The organism is Heyndrickxia camelliae (assembly GCF_002844575.1).
In the GTDB taxonomy this organism is placed as follows: Bacteria; Bacillota; Bacilli; order Bacillales; family Bacillaceae_C; genus Margalitia; species Margalitia camelliae.
Genome location: NZ_PIQO01000002.1, coordinates 50144 through 72591 on the forward strand (window position 1 = coordinate 50144; position 22448 = coordinate 72591).

Here is a 22448-nt window from a genome sequence, read left to right on the forward strand (position 1 = left end):
CAAAAAAAAACGCTTAATATTGTAAGATACTTACTTACATTAAGCGTTGTGATTTGGCTGTTTTTTATGTTTTTTAGGACTCATCTTATTGGCAAAATAATAGCCGGCAGTTAAGGAAGCAGCATCTATAATATACAATAACTCTGTATGAGTATAGCCTTTATAAACAGATGCAACAATCAATCCCACTGTTAATAAGAGCCCGATTATTTTACTGTATGTAACCCTTGTAAAAAACACGACTAAAATTGCAGGTATGAAAATGGCGGCGATTATTTTTCCAATCATACACATCCCCCCGTACCTTTCTATCATAACCAAAAATTCAGAAATGGAAAAGTGAAATTTAGTCTAAAATACTTGCATTTATAATTTTCCTCGTTATACTGTTTAATTCACTATGCTCGATAAATTTTTCATTAAGCATGTCGGGCAAAATCTCTTTTAAAAAGTATTGGACACTTTCCATTTCTTTAAATTCTAAAATGGTCATTAAAGATTCCTCGTAGATTTCTTGGAAAAGGCTTTCGGGATTACCTTTCTGTATTTCGCCAAATGATTCATACAATAAATCAACCTTATCTGCAACAGACAAAATCTTTCCTTCTAATGTATCGTCTTTTCCTTCCTTAAACCGTTCTAAATAAATGGATTGAAATTCCTTTGGAAACTCTTTTGTCACAAACTTTTTTGACATTTGTTCCTCTACTTGACTGAATAAGTCCCTCAACTCTTTAGAGGCATATTTAACAGGTGTCTTAATATCACCTGTAAAAAGCTCATTATAATCATGATTTAAGGCCTTTTCATATAAGGATTTCCAATCGACCTGGTTCCCGGCTTGCTCCTCCACTGTTCCAAAAAATTGTGCAATTTTCGTAACCTTGAAGGAATGACTTGCAACGGAATGCTCTTGAAATTTAAATTTACCAGGACATCGGTATAGCTTCTCCAAATCCGATAAACTTTTAAAATATTGATGAACACCCATTCCTATCATCCTTATCTGTAAATGTTTCCTGTGATTGTATCATGAAATCATGAATTCACAAAGAAAATAATGAAAAAACCTCATCATTCCAAAAGATGAGGCTCTAGTATTATTTGTTTAAGTCGATAAGAGATCCCGTTTTCAAATAAACAATCCATTCACATATATTCGTCACATAATCCCCGATTCTTTCTAAATGCTGTGCCACTAGAAGAAGATGAGATGCTTGATTAATCCAGTTAGGGTTTTCTTTCATGATATCCACTAATTCCAAGAATATCTTTGCATAATATTTATCTATGTTATCATCCTTTTTCGAAATATCGATGGCGGCGTCTCGATCTAATTCTACGTATGCAGCTAACACCTCATGAACCATTTCCTTTATTAATTCAGACATTTTCGGAATGTCTATTAAAGGTTTTATATAAGTCTCGTTCTTCAAACGAATGGTAGCCTTCGCAATGCTTACAGCATGGTCCCCCATTCTTTCGAGGTCAGAGGATACTTTAAGCATTGTCGCAATACGTCTTAAATCCGTACCTACCGGCTGTTGGGTAGCAATCAATTCAAAACATTTTTGTTCCACTTGTACTTCCAGTTCATTAATACTTTGATCATCCACCACAACTGCTAAAGCAAGTTCAAGATCCTTCTCCACTAAAGACTTCATTGCCATATAAATGGCTTCTTCCACTAAAAGCCCCATCTTTAATAAATTTTCATGTAACTCTGTTAAGCCATCCTCAAAAATTCGTCTAGCCACCATCATTTCCCCCTTGCATCTAAGCATTACTTTCGTTGTTGAACAATTTAACCATGTTTGCTTTTCTAAATTTATCCCCGATTTGTTCACGCGCCTATCGGTACCTTGCTTTGTTTCCGTTATTTCACTTGATTACTACGGAGGTAAAATGAAACTTCGAATTTCCCTCATCCATCCACCGATGTGCAAGGTGCTTACGCATTTGCTCTTCCCCTTATCCGAAACGGCCGGTAATATAATCCTCTGTTTGTTGTTCCTTTGGATTAGTAAAAATGACATTCGTTTCATCGAATTCTATGACTTCACCATTTAAGAAAAAGGCAGTTTCATCTGAAACCCGAGCAGCCTGCTGCATGCTATGAGTCACAATTACAATCGTATATTTTTCTTTTAATTCTAAAATTAGCTGCTCTATTTTGGATGTTGAAATAGGATCAAGTGCAGATGCAGGCTCATCCATTAAAATTATTTCAGGCTGAATCGCCAAAACCCTCGCAATTACTAGGCGCTGCTGCTGGCCACCAGAAAGTCCCATAGCTGAAGTATTTAAGCGATCTTTTACCTCATCCCAGAGGGCTGCTGCTTTCAAACTTTTTTCCACGATTTCATCTAACGTTAGTTTATGTTTTATGCCATGGATTCGCGGCCCGTATGCAACATTATCGTATATGGACATTGGAAATGGATTAGCACGCTGAAATACCATTCCTACCCGTTTTCGTAAGTCAACGACATCCATTTTTGGATCATAAATGTTTTGGTCTTTAATAAAAATATTTCCTTCCACCCGAAATCCCGAGATTAAATCGTTCATACGATTTAATGTACGAAGAAAGGTCGATTTTCCACAGCCTGATGGTCCAATTAAGGCAGTAACCGACTTTTCTTTGATATTTAGTTGAATGTTTTTTAGCGCTTTAAAATCATCGTAATAAACATCTATAGAATCCGTTTGAATGATAGAAGCAGTAGTAGCTGTTATTGTCATCCTTTTTCACCTACTTTAAGAAGTTGTTCTGGATTATCCAAAATTTCCCGAAATATAATCTTCTGTTTGTTTTTGCTTTGGATTTGTGAACATATCCTTTGTGGTACCAAATTCAACTAGCTTTCCCATATAGAAAAATGCAGTATGATCTGATATCCTTGCTGCTTGATGCATGCTGTGCGTCACGATGGCAACGGTATAATCATTTTTCAACTCGGTAATCAGTTCTTCTATTTTTCCAGTTGAGATAGGATCAAGTGCAGAAGCAGGTTCATCTAATAGTAGTACTTCAGGCTCCATCGCAATTGCTCTAGCGATACAAAGACGCTGTTGCTGGCCACCGGAGAGATTTAAAGCAGAGCGATGCAAACGATCCTTTACCTCATCCCAAAGTGCCGCCTTCTTCAAACTTCTTTCTACGATTTCTTGAAGTTCTTTTTTATTTTTCTGCCCGTGATGTTTGGGACCGAATGCAACATTATCAAAAATAGATTTCGGAAACGGATTTGGTCTTTGGAAAACCATCCCAATATTTTTACGAATTTCAAATAAATTTACCTTGGGGTCATTTAAATTCATTCCGTTATATAGAATATTTCCTTCTATACGACAGCCCTGGATTTCATCATTCATTCGATTTATACTGCGCAGAAAAGTAGATTTTCCACATCCAGAGGGACCAATTAACGCTGTAACCTGATTTTTATAGAATGGGAGAGATACATTATGAATTGCTTGATGTTTCCCATAAAATACATTAATATTCTCTGTTCCAATTGCTATCTCTTTTGGCTTTTCATTAGGTTCTTCTTTTACCAAATAGAGAGGAGGATTCTTTTCTTTTTTTAATACAGTGGATACCATATCTTCGTTCTCCTTTCCGGCATTAAGATGAGGTCATCCGTTTATATAATAATTTCCCGATATAGCGGGCACTTATATTAAAGATTAAGATAACAATTACTAGAAGTGCTGAGGCACCGCTTGATACTGCTGCCACATCTGGCATAAGTCCTTCTCCGTTAATTTTCCAAATATGAACGGCGAGGGTTTCAGCTGGTCTTAACGGGTTAAGTGGTGAAGAAGGATTAAATGGATTCCAATTTGTAAAATCAAGAATCGGCGAGCTCATTCCTGCCGTGTATATTAATGCTGCTGCTTCCCCAAAAACCCTTCCTGATGCTAAAACAATCCCTGTCACAATCCCCGGAACAGCTGCTGGAATCAGCACATGTTTAATCGTTTCCCAACGAGAGACTCCCAAAGCTAATCCGGCTTCTCGTTGTGTCTCAGGTATCGCTCTTATTGAATCTTCTACTACCCTTACCATTAAAGGAAGGTTAAACACGGTTAAAGCTAATGCACCTGAAAGGATGGAAAATCCCCAACCCATATAAATAACGAAAAATAAAAATCCGAACAGTCCTACTACAATAGAAGGCAAGGATGACAAAACCTCAATAGCAGTTCTTAATATAGAGGTAAATGCATTTTTCTTCGCGTACTCTGCCATATAAATTCCTGCACCTAAGGAAAGTGGGATACTTATGACCATTGTCAAAATTAAGAGATAAAAGGAATTAAACAATTGCGGGCCAATACCGCCCCCAGCCTGCACTGCCTGCGGCGGAGAAGTGATAAAGTGCCAATTAATATGAGAAATTCCTCTTAAAACAATATATCCAAGCAATCCTGCAAGAAGGATGATAATGAAAGCCGCTATTAGATAAAAAACAGCTGTTGCTATACGATCTGCTATTTTTGCATTCATTAATTGGACCTCCTTCTTCCGATAATTCGAACACATAAGATAAAAAATAAAGACATGAATAACAAAACAAGCGCAAGGGACCAAAGTGCATTATTTTCTACTTGACCCATGATGGAATTTCCCATTCCCATTGTTAAAATACTTGTTAATGTGGAAGCTGGTTCTACTAAAGAATGTGGAAGGACAGAGGCATTTCCGATTACCATCTGAACCGCTAATGCTTCCCCAAAAGCTCTTGCCATCCCGAATACAATGGCAGTTAACAAACCAGGTCGTGCTGTTTTCAAAACAACTCGAAAGATGGTTTGCCAGCGTGTTGCGCCTAGAGATAAGGATGCTTCTCGTAAGGAATTAGATACTCCCTCTATCGCATCAACAGAAAGACTTGTAATCGTTGGTAAAATCATAACTGCCAAAACAATAGTTCCAGCTAATATCCCAAACCCGCTTCCAGTAAAAGTATTTCGGAGGAAAGGGACAACAATTGATAAACCAACAAAGCCGTATACTACAGATGGTATCCCTACTAAAAGCTCAATTACTGGTTGAAGTACCTTTTTGCCAAATTTCGGTGATATCTCTGTCATAAAAACAGCTGCACCTATTGATAACGGGGCACAAATAATTGCTGCAAAAAAGGTGACTGCAAAGGAGCCTACTATTAAAGGAAGGGCACCAATTAATGGTTTTCCAAGTTCATCTACTTTTCCCGGAGACCAGTCTTTTCCAGTGATAAAGTCCATAAAGCTGCCATGATTGACAAAAAAGGTGCTAAGACCCTTTGTAGCCACGAAAGATATAATAGAAATGGCTACCAGTATCATAATAAAGACAGATGAAAAAGTAATGATGCGTCCACGACGTTCTGTCCAGATCTTTGTTGTTGTATTCCAGCTTTTATCTGTCATTTTTAATTCTTTCACTTCCAAAATGGTTTCCCCTTTCTCCAGAGGTTAATAGAAAAGCAAAAGCGCATGACATTGAATTAGGCGCTATAGCTAAACATATAAAGAACATCAGACCCAATCATCGAGAAACTCGATGATCGGGCCTATTTTCTTTCTACTTATTTTTGTGTTACATTTCCTTTTGCATCGCGTTCTACTTTCATACCTGTTAATGGAAGATATCCAAGTTTAGTAACAAGAGAATCCTGCACGCTTGGACTTAACATATAATCTAAGAAATCTTTCGTAAGTCCCTTTGGCTCTCCATTTGTATACATATGTTCGTATGCCCAAATCTTCCAGTCGTTCGTCTCTACATTTGCTTGTGTTGGTTCCACACCATCCACCTTTAAAGGCTGAATAGAATCATTGAAATAAGAGAATGCTAGATAACTAATGGCACCTGGAGTTTGGCTGACAATTTTCTGTACAGTACCTGATGAATCTTGCTCTTGTGATTTCACTGGAGTTGCACCATCTAATGCCATTTTTTCAAATACTGCTCTTGTTCCAGAACCCTCAGCACGGTTGATGACCACGATTTTTTCGTCTTTCCCACCAACATCTTTCCAATTTGTAATTTTTCCAGTGAATATTTTTATTAAATCTTCTTTTTTAATATCCTTAACACCTGTATCCTTATTAACCACAGGACCCATACCAACTACAGCGACTTTATGGTCAACAAGTTTACTTGCATCTACACCTTTTTCTTCTGCAAATACGTCTGAATTACCAATGTCAACAGCACCTTCAAACACTTTACTGATACCTGTTCCGCTGCCGCCTCCTTGAACGTTAATGGTAGTTCCGGCATTTTCACTCATATATTGACTAGCAGCTTGTTCAACAAGTTGTTGCATTGCTGTAGATCCTACTGCTGTAATGGAACCAGTTACTGCTTCTTTTTTATTTCCATCGCTATTGTTATTAGATGAGGAGGAAGCGTTAGATTTGGTAGAATCATTTCCGCATCCTGCTGCTATAAAAGCAAACATTAATAACATCCCTAGCATTGCTACTAATCTTTTTCTCATTGATTGTGCCCCCTAATTAGTTTTCATTAATCTTACAAGTTTAAGATAATACTAGGGTGTTAATGTGGTATTAATTAATTGTTAAGAATATGTAAAGGTTGGATGATAAATGATGAGGAAGTTCAAATGAGCCTTGTTTATTTATTGCTGGAAATAAACTGCACTAAACTTATAAATACATTGGTGATAATAGAATTGCATATGTAATGTTCAAACTCGCATAAATTTAACACTAAAAACTATCCATAATCCGATAAACAAAAAACGTAAAGACTGCCTATTTCTTGACAGTCTTTACGTTTGTTTTTTTGGTAATATAATAGTAAATTGAGTACCTTTTCCTTCCTGGCTTTGCACTTCAATAACCCCATGATGGGATTCAACCAGATGCTTAACAATTGCGAGGCCAAGGCCAGTACCGCCTGAATTTCGAGAGCGCGCTTTATCCACCCGATAAAATCGTTCAAAAATCCTTGGCAAGTCCTTTTCTGCAATGCCAATACCTGTATCTTTTACACTTAACATAACTTTCGAATCTAAATCCTCTACATTAATTTCAATAATTCCATGTTCTGGCGTGTAAGTAATAGCATTGGCTACTAAATTTAGAATGATCTGCCTAATTCGATCCTTTTCTGCTTCCATATAAAGTTCGTTATAATCAGGTAACTTTATGTTAATTTTCTTTTTATTCACTTCTTCTTGCAATGTTTGTACCGTTTCATTGATAACATTTATGATATTTAAAACCTCAGGATGCAATGGCAGCTGATGCTGTTCAATTTTGGATAAATGTAAAATATCTGCTATTAAGCGATGTAATCGGTCGCTTTCGTCATAAATAATCTGAAGAAAGGAACGGCATAATTCTTCATCATACATGGCTCCATCCAATAAAGTCTCTGCAAAACCTTTAAGAGATGTTACAGGTGTTTTTAATTCGTGGGAAACATTTGCAACAAACTCACTTCGCATTTTTTCCAGACGTCTTATATCCGTTATGTCGTGCAAGACGGTAATAACACCGTTAATATCCCCATTCACTCCCAATAGTGGGGCAAAATGCGCATCCAAAATTCTTTCCTTTGGATAATAGATAGACACTTCTTCATGAATTTTAACGCCTTGCTCTAAACAACGTTCGATTAACTGGCTTAATCCGAAGTGTTTTCCAGCTTCAATATGCAGCTTACCTGTTAATTCAGAAGCTTTAGTACCAATGATTTGTTCCATAGCCGGATTAACTAGCGCAATTCTGCGGTTTGGATGAATCAGCATTACCCCGCTTACCATATTAGTTAATACTCCTGTTAGTTTCTGCTGATTTTCATGTATTTCATTCATTTGTTTTTGTAAGCTAATAGCTAATACATTTATGGCATGCGATAATTCTCTAATTTCCCCTGTGGTTTTTAGGCGTACCCTGCTTTTATAATTATTTTCCGATAAATTCCGTGCAACATGGATTATTTCCTCGATTGGGCGGGAGATACCCTTAGCTAATTTTATCCCTATTACACTTGATAAGATGAGCGTAACTCCCATAGTTAATCCTAAACTAACCCATAACTTTACGATTGCCTGCTCGATTTTTCCCAATGTATATGCAGATCGGACAACACCAATTAGCTTATTATTTTGCTGGATGGGGATAGCCACATACATCATGTTATACCCCAGAGTATGGCTATAACGGACAGACTCCCCCATTTTTTTATGTAAATTTACTACATTTTTAAACTCAGGACGGTTAGAGTGATTATCCATTTTGCTTGGATCATCTTCCGAATCAGCTAACACCCTTCCAGAAGTATCGATAATCGTAATTCTTGGTTGATTTTTGGCATAAAAACGTTCTACTGAATTTTGCAAGGTCGAATTATTACTCGTTAAATCCGAAATATCAATTACCTTTGACACTAAATGAGCATCCTGTAATAATTGTTGGCGAGTCATATCCATATAAGTTTTTTTCATCATATCCGCTATAAAGAATCCCATTGCAAGTAAAATAAAAAATAAAAGGATTAAAAAAGTGAGCGATATACGAAGCCAAAGCTTTTTCATGTTTACAATCCTTCCATTTTATAGCCAAATCCTCTAATTGTTTTAATATATTGCGGCTGTTTCGTATCCAGTTCGATTTTTTCACGGAGATGACTGATATGTACATCCACTATTCTTGTATCTCCTGCATAATCATAATCCCAAACAGCATTTAATAATTGATCTCTGCTTAAGACTTTTCCAGAGTGTTGGCCAAGATACAATAATAATTCAAATTCTTTTGGTGTTAACTCTAATTTTTCCCCCTTAAATCTTGCTTCATATTGTTCAGGGAGTATATCCAAATCCCCAATTCTCAAAACTTTTTCAACCGTTGCTTCACTCTCTTCACTTACCTTTGTACGGCGTAGAATTGCTTTCACCCTTGCAACTACTTCTCTAGGGCTGAAAGGTTTTGTTAAATAATCATCGGCACCAAGCTCGAGCCCGAGGATTTTATCTAATTCATCATCTTTAGCTGTTAACATTAAGATAGGAGTATTTATTTTTTCTTGACGCAGCGACTTGCAAATTTCCATCCCATCCATTTCAGGAAGCATTAAGTCTAATACAATAAGATCTAGCGATTCCTGACTTGCAATAGCATAGCCTTCCTTCCCATTTAAAGAAGTAATTACTGTAAAACCTGCTTGTTCTAAATTAAATTTCAGCAAAGTTACTATTGATGGTTCATCATCTACAACCAGAATTTTGGCCACTACTAAATCCCCCTCCAGAAAAACCTTCTCGTTTTCATTCTACAATGCTGTTATAGAAATTGGGAAGCACTTTATAAATTTCAACTGTTCTATTGAATAGAGCAACCTCTTTTTTTTTCATAAATTTTCCCGTTGTCAAATATTGCCCAGTATGAATATTATCCCAAAAAATAAAGAATTCGATTAAAATATCATAAATGGACTGGATTTATACAAAAATTTTTCAAAAAACCATTTTATGGCCTAGAAAAATAAGTTAAGATTAAATTAAGAACTTTAAAATATGATAATATATAGAAGGATGATCTAAGGGATATATTATATACATATATCTCAGTAGATATTTATACCTTAAACAAGTTCAATACTATTGAACCTTAAATAGGTGCAAGGAAAAGGTGGTTAATACATTATGGCTTATGTCATTACATTCCCATGTCAAGGGGAAAAAGCAGCGGAATGCGTTGAAGTTTGCCCTGTAGATTGTATTGCAGAAGGCAAAGATCAATTCTATATTGATCCAGATATTTGTATCGACTGCGGAGCATGCCAAGCAGTTTGTCCAGTTGATGCAATTTTCCATGAAGAAGAATTACTAGAAGAGGATCTACCTTTCTTAGAGAAAGCACGTCAGCATTTTAGCTCTTAATAAACTTTCTTGACAAGCGCTCAACGATAATCGTTGAGCTTTTTTATATTCTTTGCAGGGTTCTTTCCTTTTTGAAGCGAATTATACTGACATGAAGGGAGTGATTCTTACGCAAACATTATTTCGTTATAATTGGCAAATAAGGGATGAATGGTTTGAATGGTGCAAATGTCTTTCAGAAGAGGAACTTATGAAACCACGTACAGGGGGAGTTGGCAGTATTCTCAAAACTTTGTTTCATATTGTAGATGTAGAGTACAGCTGGGTATGCCATATACAAGGGAAAAGTGAATTTGAAGAACCATATGAACATTACAATTCTTTAGAAAAGGTAATAGGATTATCCCAACAATTCCACTTTGAAGTAGAGAATTATTTACAGACATTAACAACTGAAATGGAAGACATCATAGTCCCAACGGAAAGAGGCGATGGCTCTATTCAGGATTTCACAGTTGGGGAAATTCTCAGACATGTCATTGCCCACGAGATCCATCACGTTGGTCAAATTATCGGTTTGGGCAAGAGAATTGAACAGAGCCCCCATTTCAGCTAATTTGATTGGCAGAGGCTTGGCTAGAAAAACACCATAATAAAAAAGCAAAATTGCCTTTTCAGCGGCATAAGGATATGTCAGATTAGCATTACATGACCTTCTTAGTCTGCCGCTAAGATAAAGTAACACGAATAACTTTTCTCATTCTTATCATAAAAAAACAATGCCTATTAACGGACATTGTTTTTTGTTTGCACTTTTATTAAAAATAAATGAAATAAAGAACAACCGCTATTGCAATTCGATAGATTGCAAAAGGAAATAATTTCACTTTATTAATTAGCTTTAAGAAAAAGCGAATAGAAAGAAAAGCAAAAACAAATGCACTTATAAAGCCAATAACGAAAAATGGTATAACATCAACGGTAATGGATTGCCAATGTTTTAGTAATGAAAGAAAACTGGCCCCTAGCATAACAGGAACAGCCATTATAAAAGTAAAATCAGATGCGGCCCGATAACTCATACCTAGCAACACACCACCAGAAATGGTCGAACCGGATCTTGAAAACCCTGGCCATAGGGCAATACATTGAAATAATCCTACTAAAAATGCTTGGACATAAGTAATCTGATCAACCGTCTCAGCTTTTGGTTTTTTAGGGCGAAACAAATCAGCAGCAAACATTAAAAGAGCTCCCACTACTAAACCAATCAATACCGTTTTAGTAGAAAATAAATGTTCATCTATGTAATCTTCAAATAAAAATCCAAGAATTGCCGCTGGCAATAATCCTACAATAATTTGTGTTAATTTCAGTTTATTTCCACTTTGTTGCACTGTATTTTTCTTTAACCCCAATAAATACAGAAATCTCTCGAAAAACACAACGACAACCGCTAATATTGATCCTAATTGGATTACTACTTTAAAAGTATTGGCCGCTTCCTGAGAAAATAAATCTTTGGACTTTAACCAGAGATCGTCCACGATAATCATATGACCCGTGGAAGAGACCGGAGCAAATTCTGTCAATCCTTCTACAATTCCTAAAACAAATGCAACAAATGATTCCCACCAACTCACATTCATCCCCCCTATTTCTTTCCATTTCACACATAACAAGTATCTTAGCACTGAAAAACAAGATCAGTATTTAGGTTTCGTTAAGATATGGTTAATTTTTATTATAAATCCTGATCATTTGACTATTCCACGAAAACCATAAAAAAATCCCAAACACAAAGTGTTTAGGATCAAAAATTAAATAGATTTCTTATAATTCCCTTTTGATTTTCTGCCAAATAAAGAATTGTAAAACTTAATAATCGCATCCAAAATAGGATTTAAGAATCTTTCTAGCTTTAATATAATAAACGTAACAATTGCTGCTACAATGATACTTGCAACTACATCGAATGGATAATGAACCCCTACCCAAACACGAGAGAACCCAGTAATAACCGCTAAAATAATCATGGGCACACCAATTTTACGATTGCGTACCAATATAGCAAATGCTATTGCAAAGGAACCTGTTGCATGATCACTTGGAAAGGATGCATCTGCTGCATGCTTAATAAGTGTATGAACATCATGGTGGGTAACAAACGGACGCGGTTCATAATAAATTTTAGAAATAATGATATTTACAACTAAAGCTACAATTCCCGTTCCTAGAGCGTATAACGCATTTCTTTTGCTCTTATTGCTGCCTAAAAACCATATTCCAAGAAGACAAAGTGCATAAAGTACTAAAGCATAATTCGTGAAGAAAATCATTACGTCATCTAAAATAGTAGAATGACCAGATAAATTGTGAATGGATTGAAATAATTGATAATTCATTCCTTTAACTCCTACTTTCTTATTTATTAATCTCGATATAGACATTAATTTACCTATATATGTTTCATAATTCTTTAAAAAGACGTTTTTCTATTTAACAGACTCTACTATTAAACAAAAAGTTCACGTAAAATAATAGTGTAAAAATTACCCACAGAGATTTGTGTTTATGATTTACCGATTACACCCACACTATATAATGGGACTCTTATCATTTTACAAAAATAAATTAAATAATACTACATTTTCCTTGAACTTTCTCAATCATTCACCCGTCATTTTATATGTAAATTGCTTTTAGGTATGGAGGAGTAAAAATTGAATTTACTTATTCATTTAATTGACCAGTACGGTTATATCGTATTGTTTTTTTCACTAATGCTCGAACTAATTATTATACCGATACCAAATGAAATACTGATGAGCTATGTTGGATATCTCGTATACCAAGGGAAACTGAATTTATTTCTAACTATTTTGTTTGGTGGAATTGGCGGTGTTATTGGCGTAACAATATCCTATTGGATAGGTTATAAGCTCGGTGTACCATTCTTTAATAAATATGGAAGTAAAATTCATATGGGACCGGATAAAATGGAAAAAATGTCGAAATGGCATCGAAAATATGGAAAAAGGCTTCTGCTGTTTTCCTACTTTATCCCAGGAGTTCGCCATATTACAAGTCTCTTCTCCGGCATTACTAGGATTTCTTTTAAATCCTATGCAACTTTTGCTTATATAGGAGTGTTTCTATGGGTAGGAACCTTCATCTCCCTTGGTAATATCTTTGGTCCAAAATGGGAGCAATTTCATCAGCAAGCAAAAATCTATGTCATTATTGGTTGTGTGATAATTGGAATTATTTATTTATTGTATTTCCTAATCAAAACATATAAGGCACAAATTAAAGAAAATCTAATTATTTTATTCGTTCATAGCTTTAAACGCTTTAGAAGTTTTCTTAAAATAAAAATATTTATTTTCTTTATCACCGTTGTTTTTGTGGCTTTATTTAGTTTAATGATCGCATTAATAGATGATTTCATTGGAAATGAGTTCCAGCAATTTAACACAATAGCCAATACAGTTGTCCTGTATGTATTTAATCAAAACTGGACCCATTTAATGGAAAGATTCAGCAGGTTAACATCCTGGCAAGCGCTTTTGACTGTAGGCATTTTGACTATTATTTGGATCGCAATTAAGGGAAAGAACAAATTATTAGAATATCAATATTACGTAATTGCGATTATTGGCGGTTTTTTATTAAGCAAAGGACTGCCGTTACTTTTTAATATGATAATGACAGGGAGAGTAGTCAGTAAAAATTTCCCGAGTGAGGAAACATTGTTGTCCATCGTGATATTTGCATTCTTTATGTATGTAGTTGTCCGTCATAGTAAAAATAGTTTATTGAACACTATTATTGTAAGCTTAGAAATTTTGATTTTGCTTGTTATTACCGCAAGCCATATCTATTTAGGCTACCAGCACCCAAGCGATCTTGTCGCAGGATACACGTTTGGCGGTGTATGGGTATGTTTAGTTATTCTATTAATTGAACTGTCAAGATTATTGAATTTACTTAAACATTCAACTCCTTCGAAATAAGAACCATGACTGGTTCTTTTTTTTGGTATGAAAAAGGACCGAACTGAAAATGTCCGGCCCATTCAAAACTTAAATATGTGATTGTCTTATGTGAAGCTTTTTTCCTGCGATTTCATCAATTCTGGTACAATGAACTCCTTGTTTCTGCAGTGTTCTAAACACATGCTTTAATCCTTCAATGGTATATGTTGGGGCATCTTCATTTGCACCCCATGTTTCACCACTGTCATGCAATAATACAATATCTCCTGCTTTTACATTATCCAAAATGCCGCGGACAATTTTTTCACTTCCACCTTTGCTGCGCCAATCTCCAAACATTTTAGACCATAGAATAAATTGAAATTTCCCTATTAAGAAGTAATCAAAAAAATTCATCAATCCCCATGGAGGACGGTAGTAAATGGGCCTTTCTCCCGTGATTCCTTCTATAATTGAGGCTGATTTTTCTAAATCACGCCTAATCGTCCATGGCAACATTAGCCAGTTAGAACGATGAACATAATTATGAATACCAATTAAATGACCCTCGTTATGCATTCTTAATATAAGTTCAGGATTTTTTTCCGCTTTCGAACCCACAACAAAAAAAGTAGCTCTGATTCGATGTTTTTTTAACAAATCCAGGAGCTGCCCAGTATATTTTGGATCTGGTCCATCATCAAAGGTAAAAGCGACACCTGTTTTTGCTTTATCCTTACGAAGAACCCCTAACCCAAGACATCTGGATATGATATATGGAACAATAGTATATAAAAGAATAATAGCAAGGATAATCATTAATACCCCCATATAAATTCACATCTCTCTTCTAATATTAGCTAGTTTCACCGACTATCGACTAGCAAACTTTCGGGCTTCTCCTGCGATAAGTCAACATCCGCTCCTAAACTACTTCGCCGTGTTTATCTTAGTCGATTCCCTACAGGTGAAATTTGCACTTGAATTTCAATAGTCTGTACATCGATGGGCGAGTCGGTTCCACTTTTCTATTTAAATATGACTATAAAAGGCGCCTTCACGTTTTAATAAGCGATTGGTTCTCCATTTTGTCATTGGGGATAATTCGGTTTCATAGAAAGGTCTTTGTTGCATCATCGACTCTGTAATAATGTCAACTGCCTCAAATGCAGCTGCTTTTTTATTCAGGATTTTTGCATTTTTCTTCATCCTTATCACGTCTGCCGAATTATTTAAAAAGGTTGAAATAGAAGATATTAATTCAGCCGTATCTTTCACGTTAACCGCAACCCCTGATCTTGTTAAAAATTGTGCATTTTCCTGTTCCTGTCCCGGTAGAGGCTTATATAATATCATTGGCAATTCCATTGCAATTGCTTCTGAGGTTGTAACTCCTCCCGGTTTTGTCACGATTAAATCGGATATTGCCATGAGTTCCTGAACATGTTCAATATATCCGAATAAATAAATAGGATGTTTAGTGGAATGAAGTTTCGACTCTAACTGCCTCCGTAATTTTTCATTATGCCCGCATAGAATCATAAATTGCGCTTTAAATGGCAGTGTATCTAATGTACCCGGATTTAAAAGTTCTTCTCCAATTAATCCTTCTCCGCCTCCCATCATTAAAATAGTTGGCAGACACGGATTTAAACCATGTTTCTGAATTAGAGCTTCTTTACTCATCGGTTGCAGAAACTTCGTACGAATTGGAATCCCTGTGCATGTGATTTGTTCCCCAGTTATACCTAAATGAATTAACTCCTGTTTCACACCATTTGATCCTACAATATAATGATTGGTGAAAGGATGAATCCAATAGCTATGCGTCGAATGATCCGTTATAACTGTCACAAGTGGAACATTTGTCAGTCCATATTCCTTTAATTTGGAAAGTATTCCGGCTGCAAAGGGAAAAGTACTGACTACAACAGTAGGTCTTATTTGCTGTAGAAGCTTCAGCATTTTTCCCATACCAGCTGACATAATATTATTTAATCCCAATGAAAAAGCATTTCGATCATGCGTTTTTTTATATAAATATCCATAAAGCTGAGGCAGCATTTGGATACTTTTCATATATACATAGTGGCTAATCGGATAAACATTTGGATGTGCCCATGCCATAAAATCTACTACTATCGATTCAAAGTCTGGAAGCCGCAGTTCTACAGCCTCTCGAATGGCTGTTGCTACTTGTTGATGCCCTTGACCAAATGAACCGGATAAAATCAAGATTTTTTCCTTTTTTTTCATAACCATATCAATTCTCCTCAATTGCCTTTTACCTTTTCATAAGATAAAAGGAGGATATTTTCATTGGTATTATCCTTTTAAATTTAAAGATTCTTATTAAGAGACTTGTCTGTTGATAGAAAAGTTCATTCATGTAGAAATTTATCGTTAATAAATGAAAAAACCCTTAACAAATGCTAAGGGTTTGATTAGATATTTTTTAATATTAACCATATATCAGGTAACAAACTAAGGCTTTTTTCTTCTAGTTGTAAATTTCAAATGCAACCATGAAACGGATAAACCTAATGAAAACCAAGAAATCATTAAAAGAAAAATCCCACCAAATAATGGAAAGTTTATTGCAGCCACAATCAACGATGTGCCTGCTAAAAGCACTAACCATTTTGGCCTTCCTTCCATTATTCGGAATTGATTTCCGAGATTACCGCTTATAAATATGAGACCCGCAATCAGAGAAATAAGCACCCCAATTATGATCAAAATGACAATTGGGATTCCAATAATTAATATCGTTAATAAGACACTTAACGCAAAAAGCGCAAGGCTTGAAATAAAACCAGTTATTATTATTTTTCCTGGCTTCATCTGAAACCCTTCTGGAAGAGATGTCCATTTATGTTTGGTTGCAATTCCTGCGATAACCGTAATGAGAAGCAGAAGGATGCTGATTGCCAATCGTGTAATCCAAGATGCCAAAAATAACAAACCGCCAAGGATAAAACTATTCTTTGTTTCATTATTTAAGTTTAAGGATATAATTGGCTCTGTTACTTTTGCTCCAATTTCTTGATTTATTTGGCCGCCAATCACAAGCACGGGACCTTTAATATTAGCTGTCTTATTGATTTGCAAATTTCCATTAATAACTACTACCGCTACTTTTACTTCCCCATTTATCGTTGCATCATTTCCTAAGACAATGACATTTTCCACTTTTTCATTTTTGGGAATAATGGTTTCCTTTTGATTGATAATATTTTTTTCATCTGCTAAAACTGGTGTCAGCAAAAGAGAGGAAATAATCATCATCAGCAAAAAACTTAATAAAACCCTAAATCTTTTCATCCGTACATCCCCTTATTCTGCTGTTTTTGACCGCAATAAATAGCGAACAGACCAAACCGATAACCCGACGATAATGATTGTTGTGATAGCAAAGACCTCTAATAGAAATGGAATAGACGATAGAACTAAAACAACAGTATGAGACAAACTGACTGCGATTTTAATCAACTCAGAAGCAACCGTCACGCCAACATAGAATAGATCACTAAACGCAAATAAACTTATAGCGATGATGATTACCATAAACAAAGCAGGCAATCCTACAATCCAACGATAATAAATAGAAGCTTTCGGATTTATTTCCTTTATTTTAGCCATTATGGCATTTTCAAAATGTATATCTGGAATCTCAATGGAACCATATAAAAAAGAAATTCCTTCTTGTATTTCCTGTAATTCATGAAATATGCCAGTACATCTACTGCATATTTCCAGATGATTCTTGACCTTTATATATTCCTTCTCACTCAATTCATCGTCTACATAAGCGGAGAGGAGTTCATCCACATGTTCATTCATATTCATCACCTCTGGAAAGTTCCTTCTTTAATATTCCTCTAGCTGTATTAATTCGAGATTTTACGGTTCCTAATGGAATGTTCAATATCTCGCTAATCTCCTCATAAGAATAGCCTTGAACATCACGAAGAACGAGCGCTGACCGATGTTCCACAGATAATTTTTTCATTGCCTCCTGAATGATAAGCTTCGTGTTTGTACGATCTATTGGAGAGGATGAATGGCGGAGTGAATTATGCTCTAAATTTTCCATTTGCACATGCTTACTTTTTTGTTTTTTCTTTAGCCTATCATAGCATAAATTGGATACAATTCTCGTTAACCACGAAACAAAGGCAAAATCATTGTCTAGTTTATGAAGTGAGTAAAACGCCTTCACAAATGCATCCTGCGCAACATCCTCTGCCTCCCCGCGATCATTCATCATGGCATATGCATGACGAAATACCTGACCTTTATATTTAGAGACGAGTGCTGAAAAAGCCTCTTCACTTCCACCTCTTGCTTCTTTTATTAACAATGTTAATTCATGGTCCACAGCTTCAACTCCTTGAAAGAAAGCGAAAGCCAATCAGCTAAACTGATACATCCATTCGTTTCCTACTGTCCAATTAATGGATTGTTATATTAAAAGACTTTCAAATACATGAAAAAGTTCATTTCAAAAAAAGTTATTATTCATTTGAAAAAGAATAATTTTATGCAACCTTACAGAAAATAGTATCGGTGGCAAACATTGTTTTATGTATAAAATTTTTTTTTTAATGCTTCGAACTTTTTTATCCGAGAAACAGTCATTTTACATGAGAGATGATTAAAACGAAATAATTCATATTATCATTTTTAAAGGAGAAATAAAAATGAATATTCCAGTACTTACGATTGTTGTACCCTGTTACAATGAAGAAGAAGTACTTCATGAAACAACCAAACAATTATCAGAAGTCATTTTGCAATTGATAAAAGAAAATCTCATAACAGATAAAAGTAAAATTTTATTTGTGGATGATGGAAGCCGTGACCGAACATGGTCCATTATCGAAGAACTTAATGGTGTTCATCCGTATGTAACAGGATTAAAATTAGCCCATAATGTCGGACATCAGAAGGCCCTATTAGCCGGCCTTGAAATAGCGGGGAAAAATTCGAATTGTGTGATATCCATTGATGCTGATTTACAGGACGATATTTCTGTTATAAGAGAGTTTATCTTGAAATATCATGAAGGTTACGAAATTGTCTACGGTGTCCGCAAAAGCAGGGAGACAGATACTTTCTTTAAAAGAGCAACCGCTCAAGGGTTTTACCGATTTATGCAGATGATGGGTGTAAATGTGGTGTATAATCATGCGGACTACCGTTTAATGAGTAAACGTGCTCTCGAGGAACTAAGTAGATACAAGGAGCAAAACTTGTTCCTGCGCGGAATTGTTTCATTAATTGGGTTGAAAACAACGGAAGTATATTACGATCGCAAAGAAAGATTTGCAGGGGAATCAAAATACCCATTGAAGAAAATGCTTTCCTTTGCATTTGAAGGCATTACTTCCTTTAGTATAGCACCCATTCGTCTTATTACTTTAATTGGTTTTCTGTCCTTTTTATTCAGTATTTGCGTAGGAATTTATGCATTGGTTATTAAATTCATGGGACATGCTAACACCGGTTGGACTTCCTTAATGGTCTCCATTTGGTTTCTCGGAGGTCTTTTATTAATGAGTGTAGGATTAATAGGGGAATATATTGGGAAAATCTATGAAGAAACAAAGGGAAGACCACGGTTTGCAATTGAAACGGATCTATATTCAAACGAAATGGTGCAAAGTGAGACTGGCGCAAGATTTAATATGATTCGAGGAAAAAAGGGATGAAGCATTCCTTTTTTCGCTTTTTATTGGTAGGCATCATCAACACGATTGTCGGGCTGTCTTCCATGTATCTATTTCTACATCCTTTGCACTTTTCGTACTGGCTTTCTACTTTTTTAGGTAATACAATTGGCTGCTGTGTCAGTTATTTTTTGAATAAATCTTTTACATTTAAGAGTGACAAGCCGTTCGCTAGCAGTATCACTCGGTTTATTGGCGTAATTCTTATTTGTTATTTTCTTTCTTATTATATAGGAGAAAAAATTGCCTTGTTACTGTTTTCACAGCTTCCTATTCTGCCTTCTGCTTACGGAAAGGATGCTGCCATGTTGCTTGGCACCGGGCTTTACACAATATGTAATTATTTCGGTCAAAAATACCTTGTCTTTCGAAGAGAATCCTTGGCGGGATGAAGGGTTGGGGTGGGATGAAGGGTCAGGTTCAATTTCCCAGAAATAAAAATAAGACATCGTATCTGATTCCTTTAGCCTCATAGAAAATGGGATGGAGCGCCTGACCCTCTATCCCACGTGGGTTGGGGGGCAGACTCCTCTTCCCGCAAATAAAAATGGGACAAGGGGCCTGACCCTTTATCCCATTTCCACTCGTAATACGCGCATGGCGTTTAGTACTGCTAGCAGGGTGACACCGACATCGGAGAAAACTGCTTCCCACATTGTTGCAATACCAAAAGCACCTAATAGAAGAAAAATAGCCTTGATTCCAAGGGCAAAAATAATATTTTGCCACACTATTTTTCTTGTTCGTTTTGCTAATTTGATAGCAGTAACGATTTTCGATGGTTCATCTGTCATGATGACAATATCTGCTGCTTCAATTGCAGCATCTGAACCAAGTCCTCCCATAGCTATTCCCACATCTGCTCTTGCTAAGACCGGAGTGTCATTAATTCCATCTCCGACAAAAATAATTTTTTCTTTAGGATGCTTCTGTTGATCCAATTTTTCTATCTCTTCTACTTTATTATGTGGCAATAATTCGGTATGAACCTCATCAATTGTTAATCTCTGTCCAATTAATTTTCCTACATTTCGGGCATCGCCTGTAAGCATGACAGTCCGTTTAATGCCTAATTTCTTTAAGGATTGAATAGCTGATTCTGCATCGTCTTTTACTTCGTCAGAAATAATAATGTAACCGGCATACAAATTATCAATGGCAAGATGAACAATGGTTCCAATCTCTCCTGGTTCCACAAAGGAAATATCATGTTGCTTCATTAACTTCGAATTACCAGCGAGTACTTCTTTTCCAGCGATATTTGCCTTTATACCATACCCCGATATTTCTTCGTATTTTGTTATCAATTGCTCATCAATTGCTTCTTTAAACGCCTCCCTAATAGATTCCGCAATTGGATGGTTCGAATGCAACTCTGCATAAGCAGCATATTTCAAAACATCTTTATCAGAAATATTAGATACGGCTTGAATTTTCGTAACTTGAAACACGCCTTTTGTTAAGGTTCCAGTCTTATCAAATACAACATATTTCACATCATTTAAAGCTTCTAAATAATTGCTGCCTTTAACTAAAATTCCTGATTTCGATGCTGCTCCAATTCCTCCAAAAAAGCCGAGGGGAATCGATACTACTAATGCGCATGGACAAGAAATAACTAAAAAGACAAGCGCACGGTAAATCCAATCCGAAAAAGTTGCACCACTAATCAAAAGCGGAGGAATCAAAGCTAATGCTAATGCGACAATGACGACTACTGGTGTATAGTAACGGGCAAATTTGGTGATAAAATTCTCCGTTGGTGCTTTACGGCTACTCGCATTTTCCACTAAGTCCAATATTTTCGAAACCGTTGATTCACCGAATAATTTTGTTACCTTAACAGTTAGTAGGCCATTTTGATTCATAAAGCCACTGAGAATTTCACTGCCTGCTCTTACTCCGCGAGGAATGGATTCTCCAGTAAGTGCAGATGTGTCAACCATGGAACTTCCTTCGACCACAACTCCATCTAGAGGTACTTTTTCACCTGGCTTGATAACAATTATTTCGCCAATTTGAACATCTTCAGGTGATTTTTTTGTTAAAATGCTACCGGTTTTTACATTGGCATAATCTGGACGGATATTCATCAAAGCACTAATGGATTTTCTGGAACGATTTACTGCCAAGCCTTGAAAGAGCTCTCCGACTTGATAAAAAAGCATAACTGCAACACCCTCAGGATATTGCTTAACTGCGAAGGCACCAATTGTTGCGATTGCCATTAAAAAGTGCTCATCAAAAACCTGTCCTCGGATAATATTTTTAACAGCACGTAATACAATATCTCCACCAACTATTAAATAGGCAATAAGGAATATTCCTAATTGATAAATTCCTGATAGCGGGGCAAACATTCCAATCGCTGTTAAAATGGCGCCAATGCATAAGCGAATTACTATCTTTTGATTAAGACCGCTGTGATCATGATTATGTTCATGGCCATGATGAACTTGTTCTCCTTTTTCTTTAGCCTGAACATGCGGCTCTAATTTCTTCACGGTTGCTTTTGTATCCGTGATTACCCGCTCTAATTGTTGCTCATCCACTTCTACTGAAAGGGTCCTCGTTGCAAAGTTTACCGTGCTTGAACGAACACCGGAAATGTCTTTTACACCCTTTTCAATTTTCAAGGCACAATTTGCACAATCCAATCCTTCGAGTGTAAATTCTTTCTTTATCATTTTCTTCTGAAGTGCTTCCATGTCTTTTTCTCCTCTCCGCACTTTTACATCGTTAAATCACTTTTTATAGATAGTATGAATTATTCTATGGTGAAATATGACCATCAAAATGCATATATGAACAATTAATCATATAATGTACTTGTTTTCATTATATGTAGTCGACGTGAAAGATGTCAATAAAAGTGAGAATTTTAT

22 protein-coding genes and 1 pseudogene are annotated in these 22448 nt (G+C 35.9%); 5 read left to right on the forward strand and 18 right to left on the reverse strand.

Annotation, left to right across the window (positions count from 1 at the left end; translation table 11 throughout):
* Positions 1–39: 39 nt before the first annotated feature.
* The 10 genes from CWO92_RS03600 to CWO92_RS03645 form a co-directional block, all read right to left on the reverse strand.
* Positions 40–288 carry a CsbA family protein gene (locus tag CWO92_RS03600; protein WP_101352837.1) on the reverse strand — a complete coding sequence of 83 codons (249 nt, stop codon included), beginning with the start codon at positions 286–288 and terminating at the stop codon, positions 40–42.
* Positions 289–346: 58 nt separating this feature from the next.
* The gene (locus CWO92_RS03605; protein ID WP_101352838.1) at positions 347–991 is read right to left on the reverse strand and encodes an HD domain-containing protein; all 645 of its coding nucleotides are present in this window, start codon (positions 989–991) and stop codon (positions 347–349) included.
* Positions 992–1100: 109 nt separating this feature from the next.
* Complete coding sequence (gene phoU / locus CWO92_RS03610) at positions 1101–1760, reverse strand: phosphate signaling complex protein PhoU (protein ID WP_101352839.1); 660 nt, start codon at positions 1758–1760, stop codon at positions 1101–1103.
* A gap of 211 nt (positions 1761–1971) precedes the next feature.
* Positions 1972–2739, reverse strand: coding sequence for a phosphate ABC transporter ATP-binding protein PstB (gene pstB, locus CWO92_RS03615; protein WP_437177507.1), 768 nt, complete (start codon positions 2737–2739; stop codon positions 1972–1974).
* A 39-nt stretch (positions 2740–2778) separates the two neighbouring features.
* On the reverse strand, positions 2779–3609 hold the full coding sequence (gene pstB / locus CWO92_RS03620; RefSeq protein ID WP_101352841.1) for a phosphate ABC transporter ATP-binding protein PstB: 831 nt from the start codon (positions 3607–3609) through the stop codon (positions 2779–2781).
* Positions 3610–3631: 22 nt separating this feature from the next.
* Positions 3632–4516, reverse strand: coding sequence for a phosphate ABC transporter permease PstA (gene pstA, locus CWO92_RS03625; protein ID WP_101352842.1), 885 nt, complete (start codon positions 4514–4516; stop codon positions 3632–3634).
* Entirely contained in the window at positions 4516–5424 is a 909-nt protein-coding gene (gene pstC, locus CWO92_RS03630) for a phosphate ABC transporter permease subunit PstC (protein WP_101353108.1), read from the reverse strand. Before pstC ends, pstA begins: the two co-directional genes overlap by 1 nt.
* A gap of 158 nt (positions 5425–5582) precedes the next feature.
* Entirely contained in the window at positions 5583–6500 is a 918-nt protein-coding gene (locus CWO92_RS03635; RefSeq protein WP_101352843.1) for a phosphate ABC transporter substrate-binding protein, read from the reverse strand.
* Between the two features lie 294 nt (positions 6501–6794).
* Entirely contained in the window at positions 6795–8567 is a 1773-nt protein-coding gene (gene pnpS, locus CWO92_RS03640) for a two-component system histidine kinase PnpS (protein ID WP_101352844.1), read from the reverse strand.
* Positions 8568–8569: 2 nt separating this feature from the next.
* A complete protein-coding gene (locus CWO92_RS03645; RefSeq protein WP_101352845.1) occupies positions 8570–9265 on the reverse strand; it encodes a response regulator transcription factor in 696 nt (231 codons plus the stop codon).
* 412 nt (positions 9266–9677) lie between these two features.
* On the opposite strand from CWO92_RS03645, the gene CWO92_RS03650 reads away from it, so the two are divergent.
* Together CWO92_RS03650 and CWO92_RS03655 are read left to right on the forward strand one after the other, a co-directional pair.
* Positions 9678–9914: a ferredoxin family protein gene (locus CWO92_RS03650; RefSeq protein WP_101352846.1), complete on the forward strand. Its 237-nt coding sequence runs from the start codon at positions 9678–9680 to the stop codon at positions 9912–9914.
* A 91-nt stretch (positions 9915–10005) separates the two neighbouring features.
* Positions 10006–10507: pseudogene (locus tag CWO92_RS03655) on the forward strand (DinB family protein).
* Positions 10508–10672: 165 nt separating this feature from the next.
* Here CWO92_RS03655 and CWO92_RS03660 read toward each other — a convergent pair.
* The gene (locus tag CWO92_RS03660; protein ID WP_101352847.1) at positions 10673–11503 is read right to left on the reverse strand and encodes an undecaprenyl-diphosphate phosphatase; all 831 of its coding nucleotides are present in this window, start codon (positions 11501–11503) and stop codon (positions 10673–10675) included.
* 171 nt (positions 11504–11674) lie between these two features.
* On the reverse strand, positions 11675–12259 hold the full coding sequence (locus CWO92_RS03665; protein WP_101352848.1) for an undecaprenyl-diphosphatase: 585 nt from the start codon (positions 12257–12259) through the stop codon (positions 11675–11677).
* A gap of 318 nt (positions 12260–12577) precedes the next feature.
* Between CWO92_RS03665 and CWO92_RS03670 the strand changes: the two genes are divergently transcribed.
* A complete protein-coding gene (locus CWO92_RS03670; protein WP_101352849.1) occupies positions 12578–13870 on the forward strand; it encodes a VTT domain-containing protein in 1293 nt (430 codons plus the stop codon).
* A 69-nt stretch (positions 13871–13939) separates the two neighbouring features.
* Here the strand turns inward: CWO92_RS03670 and CWO92_RS03675 are convergent, their stop codons facing one another.
* The 5 genes from CWO92_RS03675 to CWO92_RS03695 form a co-directional block, all read right to left on the reverse strand.
* Positions 13940–14650, reverse strand: coding sequence for a polysaccharide deacetylase family protein (locus tag CWO92_RS03675; protein ID WP_233269951.1), 711 nt, complete (start codon positions 14648–14650; stop codon positions 13940–13942).
* A gap of 213 nt (positions 14651–14863) precedes the next feature.
* Positions 14864–16093, reverse strand: a complete 1230-nt coding sequence (locus tag CWO92_RS03680) for an MGDG synthase family glycosyltransferase (RefSeq protein ID WP_101352851.1) — start codon at positions 16091–16093, stop codon at positions 14864–14866.
* Between the two features lie 222 nt (positions 16094–16315).
* Positions 16316–17155 (reverse strand): bactofilin family protein, encoded by an 840-nt coding sequence (locus CWO92_RS03685; RefSeq protein ID WP_101352852.1) that lies wholly within the window; start codon positions 17153–17155, stop codon positions 16316–16318.
* Between the two features lie 12 nt (positions 17156–17167).
* On the reverse strand, positions 17168–17674 hold the full coding sequence (locus CWO92_RS03690; protein ID WP_165786596.1) for an anti-sigma factor family protein: 507 nt from the start codon (positions 17672–17674) through the stop codon (positions 17168–17170).
* Entirely contained in the window at positions 17667–18212 is a 546-nt protein-coding gene (locus CWO92_RS03695) for an RNA polymerase sigma factor (protein ID WP_101352854.1), read from the reverse strand. The genes CWO92_RS03690 and CWO92_RS03695 overlap by 8 nt, the downstream gene beginning before the upstream one ends.
* A gap of 322 nt (positions 18213–18534) precedes the next feature.
* Here CWO92_RS03695 and CWO92_RS03700 point away from each other — a divergent pair, with 322 nt between their 5' ends.
* Positions 18535–19545, forward strand: coding sequence for a glycosyltransferase family 2 protein (locus CWO92_RS03700; RefSeq protein ID WP_101352855.1), 1011 nt, complete (start codon positions 18535–18537; stop codon positions 19543–19545).
* Positions 19542–19955 carry a GtrA family protein gene (locus CWO92_RS03705; protein WP_101352856.1) on the forward strand — a complete coding sequence of 138 codons (414 nt, stop codon included), beginning with the start codon at positions 19542–19544 and terminating at the stop codon, positions 19953–19955. Before CWO92_RS03700 ends, CWO92_RS03705 begins: the two co-directional genes overlap by 4 nt.
* A gap of 177 nt (positions 19956–20132) precedes the next feature.
* Here the strand turns inward: CWO92_RS03705 and CWO92_RS03710 are convergent, their stop codons facing one another.
* A complete protein-coding gene (locus CWO92_RS03710; RefSeq protein ID WP_101352857.1) occupies positions 20133–22271 on the reverse strand; it encodes a heavy metal translocating P-type ATPase in 2139 nt (712 codons plus the stop codon).
* Between the last annotated feature and the right edge of the window lie 177 nt (positions 22272–22448).

Coding starts and splice junctions, on each gene's coding strand:
- CWO92_RS03690 (WP_165786596.1), bottom strand. CDS start 17,674: ATGAATGAACATGTGGATGAACTCCTCTCCGCTTATGTAGACGATGAA.
- CWO92_RS03675 (WP_233269951.1), bottom strand. CDS start 14,650: ATGATTATCCTTGCTATTATTCTTTTATATACTATTGTTCCATATATC.
- CWO92_RS03600 (WP_101352837.1), bottom strand. CDS start 288: ATGATTGGAAAAATAATCGCCGCCATTTTCATACCTGCAATTTTAGTC.
- CWO92_RS03650 (WP_101352846.1), top strand. CDS start 9,678: ATGGCTTATGTCATTACATTCCCATGTCAAGGGGAAAAAGCAGCGGAA.
- pnpS (WP_101352844.1), bottom strand. CDS start 8,567: ATGAAAAAGCTTTGGCTTCGTATATCGCTCACTTTTTTAATCCTTTTA.
- pstA (WP_101352842.1), bottom strand. CDS start 4,516: ATGAATGCAAAAATAGCAGATCGTATAGCAACAGCTGTTTTTTATCTA.
- pstB (WP_101352841.1), bottom strand. CDS start 3,609: ATGGTATCCACTGTATTAAAAAAAGAAAAGAATCCTCCTCTCTATTTG.
- CWO92_RS03710 (WP_101352857.1), bottom strand. CDS start 22,271: ATGGAAGCACTTCAGAAGAAAATGATAAAGAAAGAATTTACACTCGAA.
- pstC (WP_101353108.1), bottom strand. CDS start 5,424: ATGACAGATAAAAGCTGGAATACAACAACAAAGATCTGGACAGAACGT.
- CWO92_RS03700 (WP_101352855.1), top strand. CDS start 18,535: ATGAATATTCCAGTACTTACGATTGTTGTACCCTGTTACAATGAAGAA.
- CWO92_RS03605 (WP_101352838.1), bottom strand. CDS start 991: ATGGGTGTTCATCAATATTTTAAAAGTTTATCGGATTTGGAGAAGCTA.
- CWO92_RS03635 (WP_101352843.1), bottom strand. CDS start 6,500: ATGAGAAAAAGATTAGTAGCAATGCTAGGGATGTTATTAATGTTTGCT.
- CWO92_RS03705 (WP_101352856.1), top strand. CDS start 19,542: ATGAAGCATTCCTTTTTTCGCTTTTTATTGGTAGGCATCATCAACACG.
- phoU (WP_101352839.1), bottom strand. CDS start 1,760: ATGGTGGCTAGACGAATTTTTGAGGATGGCTTAACAGAGTTACATGAA.
- CWO92_RS03665 (WP_101352848.1), bottom strand. CDS start 12,259: ATGAATTATCAATTATTTCAATCCATTCACAATTTATCTGGTCATTCT.
- CWO92_RS03685 (WP_101352852.1), bottom strand. CDS start 17,155: ATGAAAAGATTTAGGGTTTTATTAAGTTTTTTGCTGATGATGATTATT.
- CWO92_RS03680 (WP_101352851.1), bottom strand. CDS start 16,093: ATGGTTATGAAAAAAAAGGAAAAAATCTTGATTTTATCCGGTTCATTT.
- CWO92_RS03660 (WP_101352847.1), bottom strand. CDS start 11,503: ATGAATGTGAGTTGGTGGGAATCATTTGTTGCATTTGTTTTAGGAATT.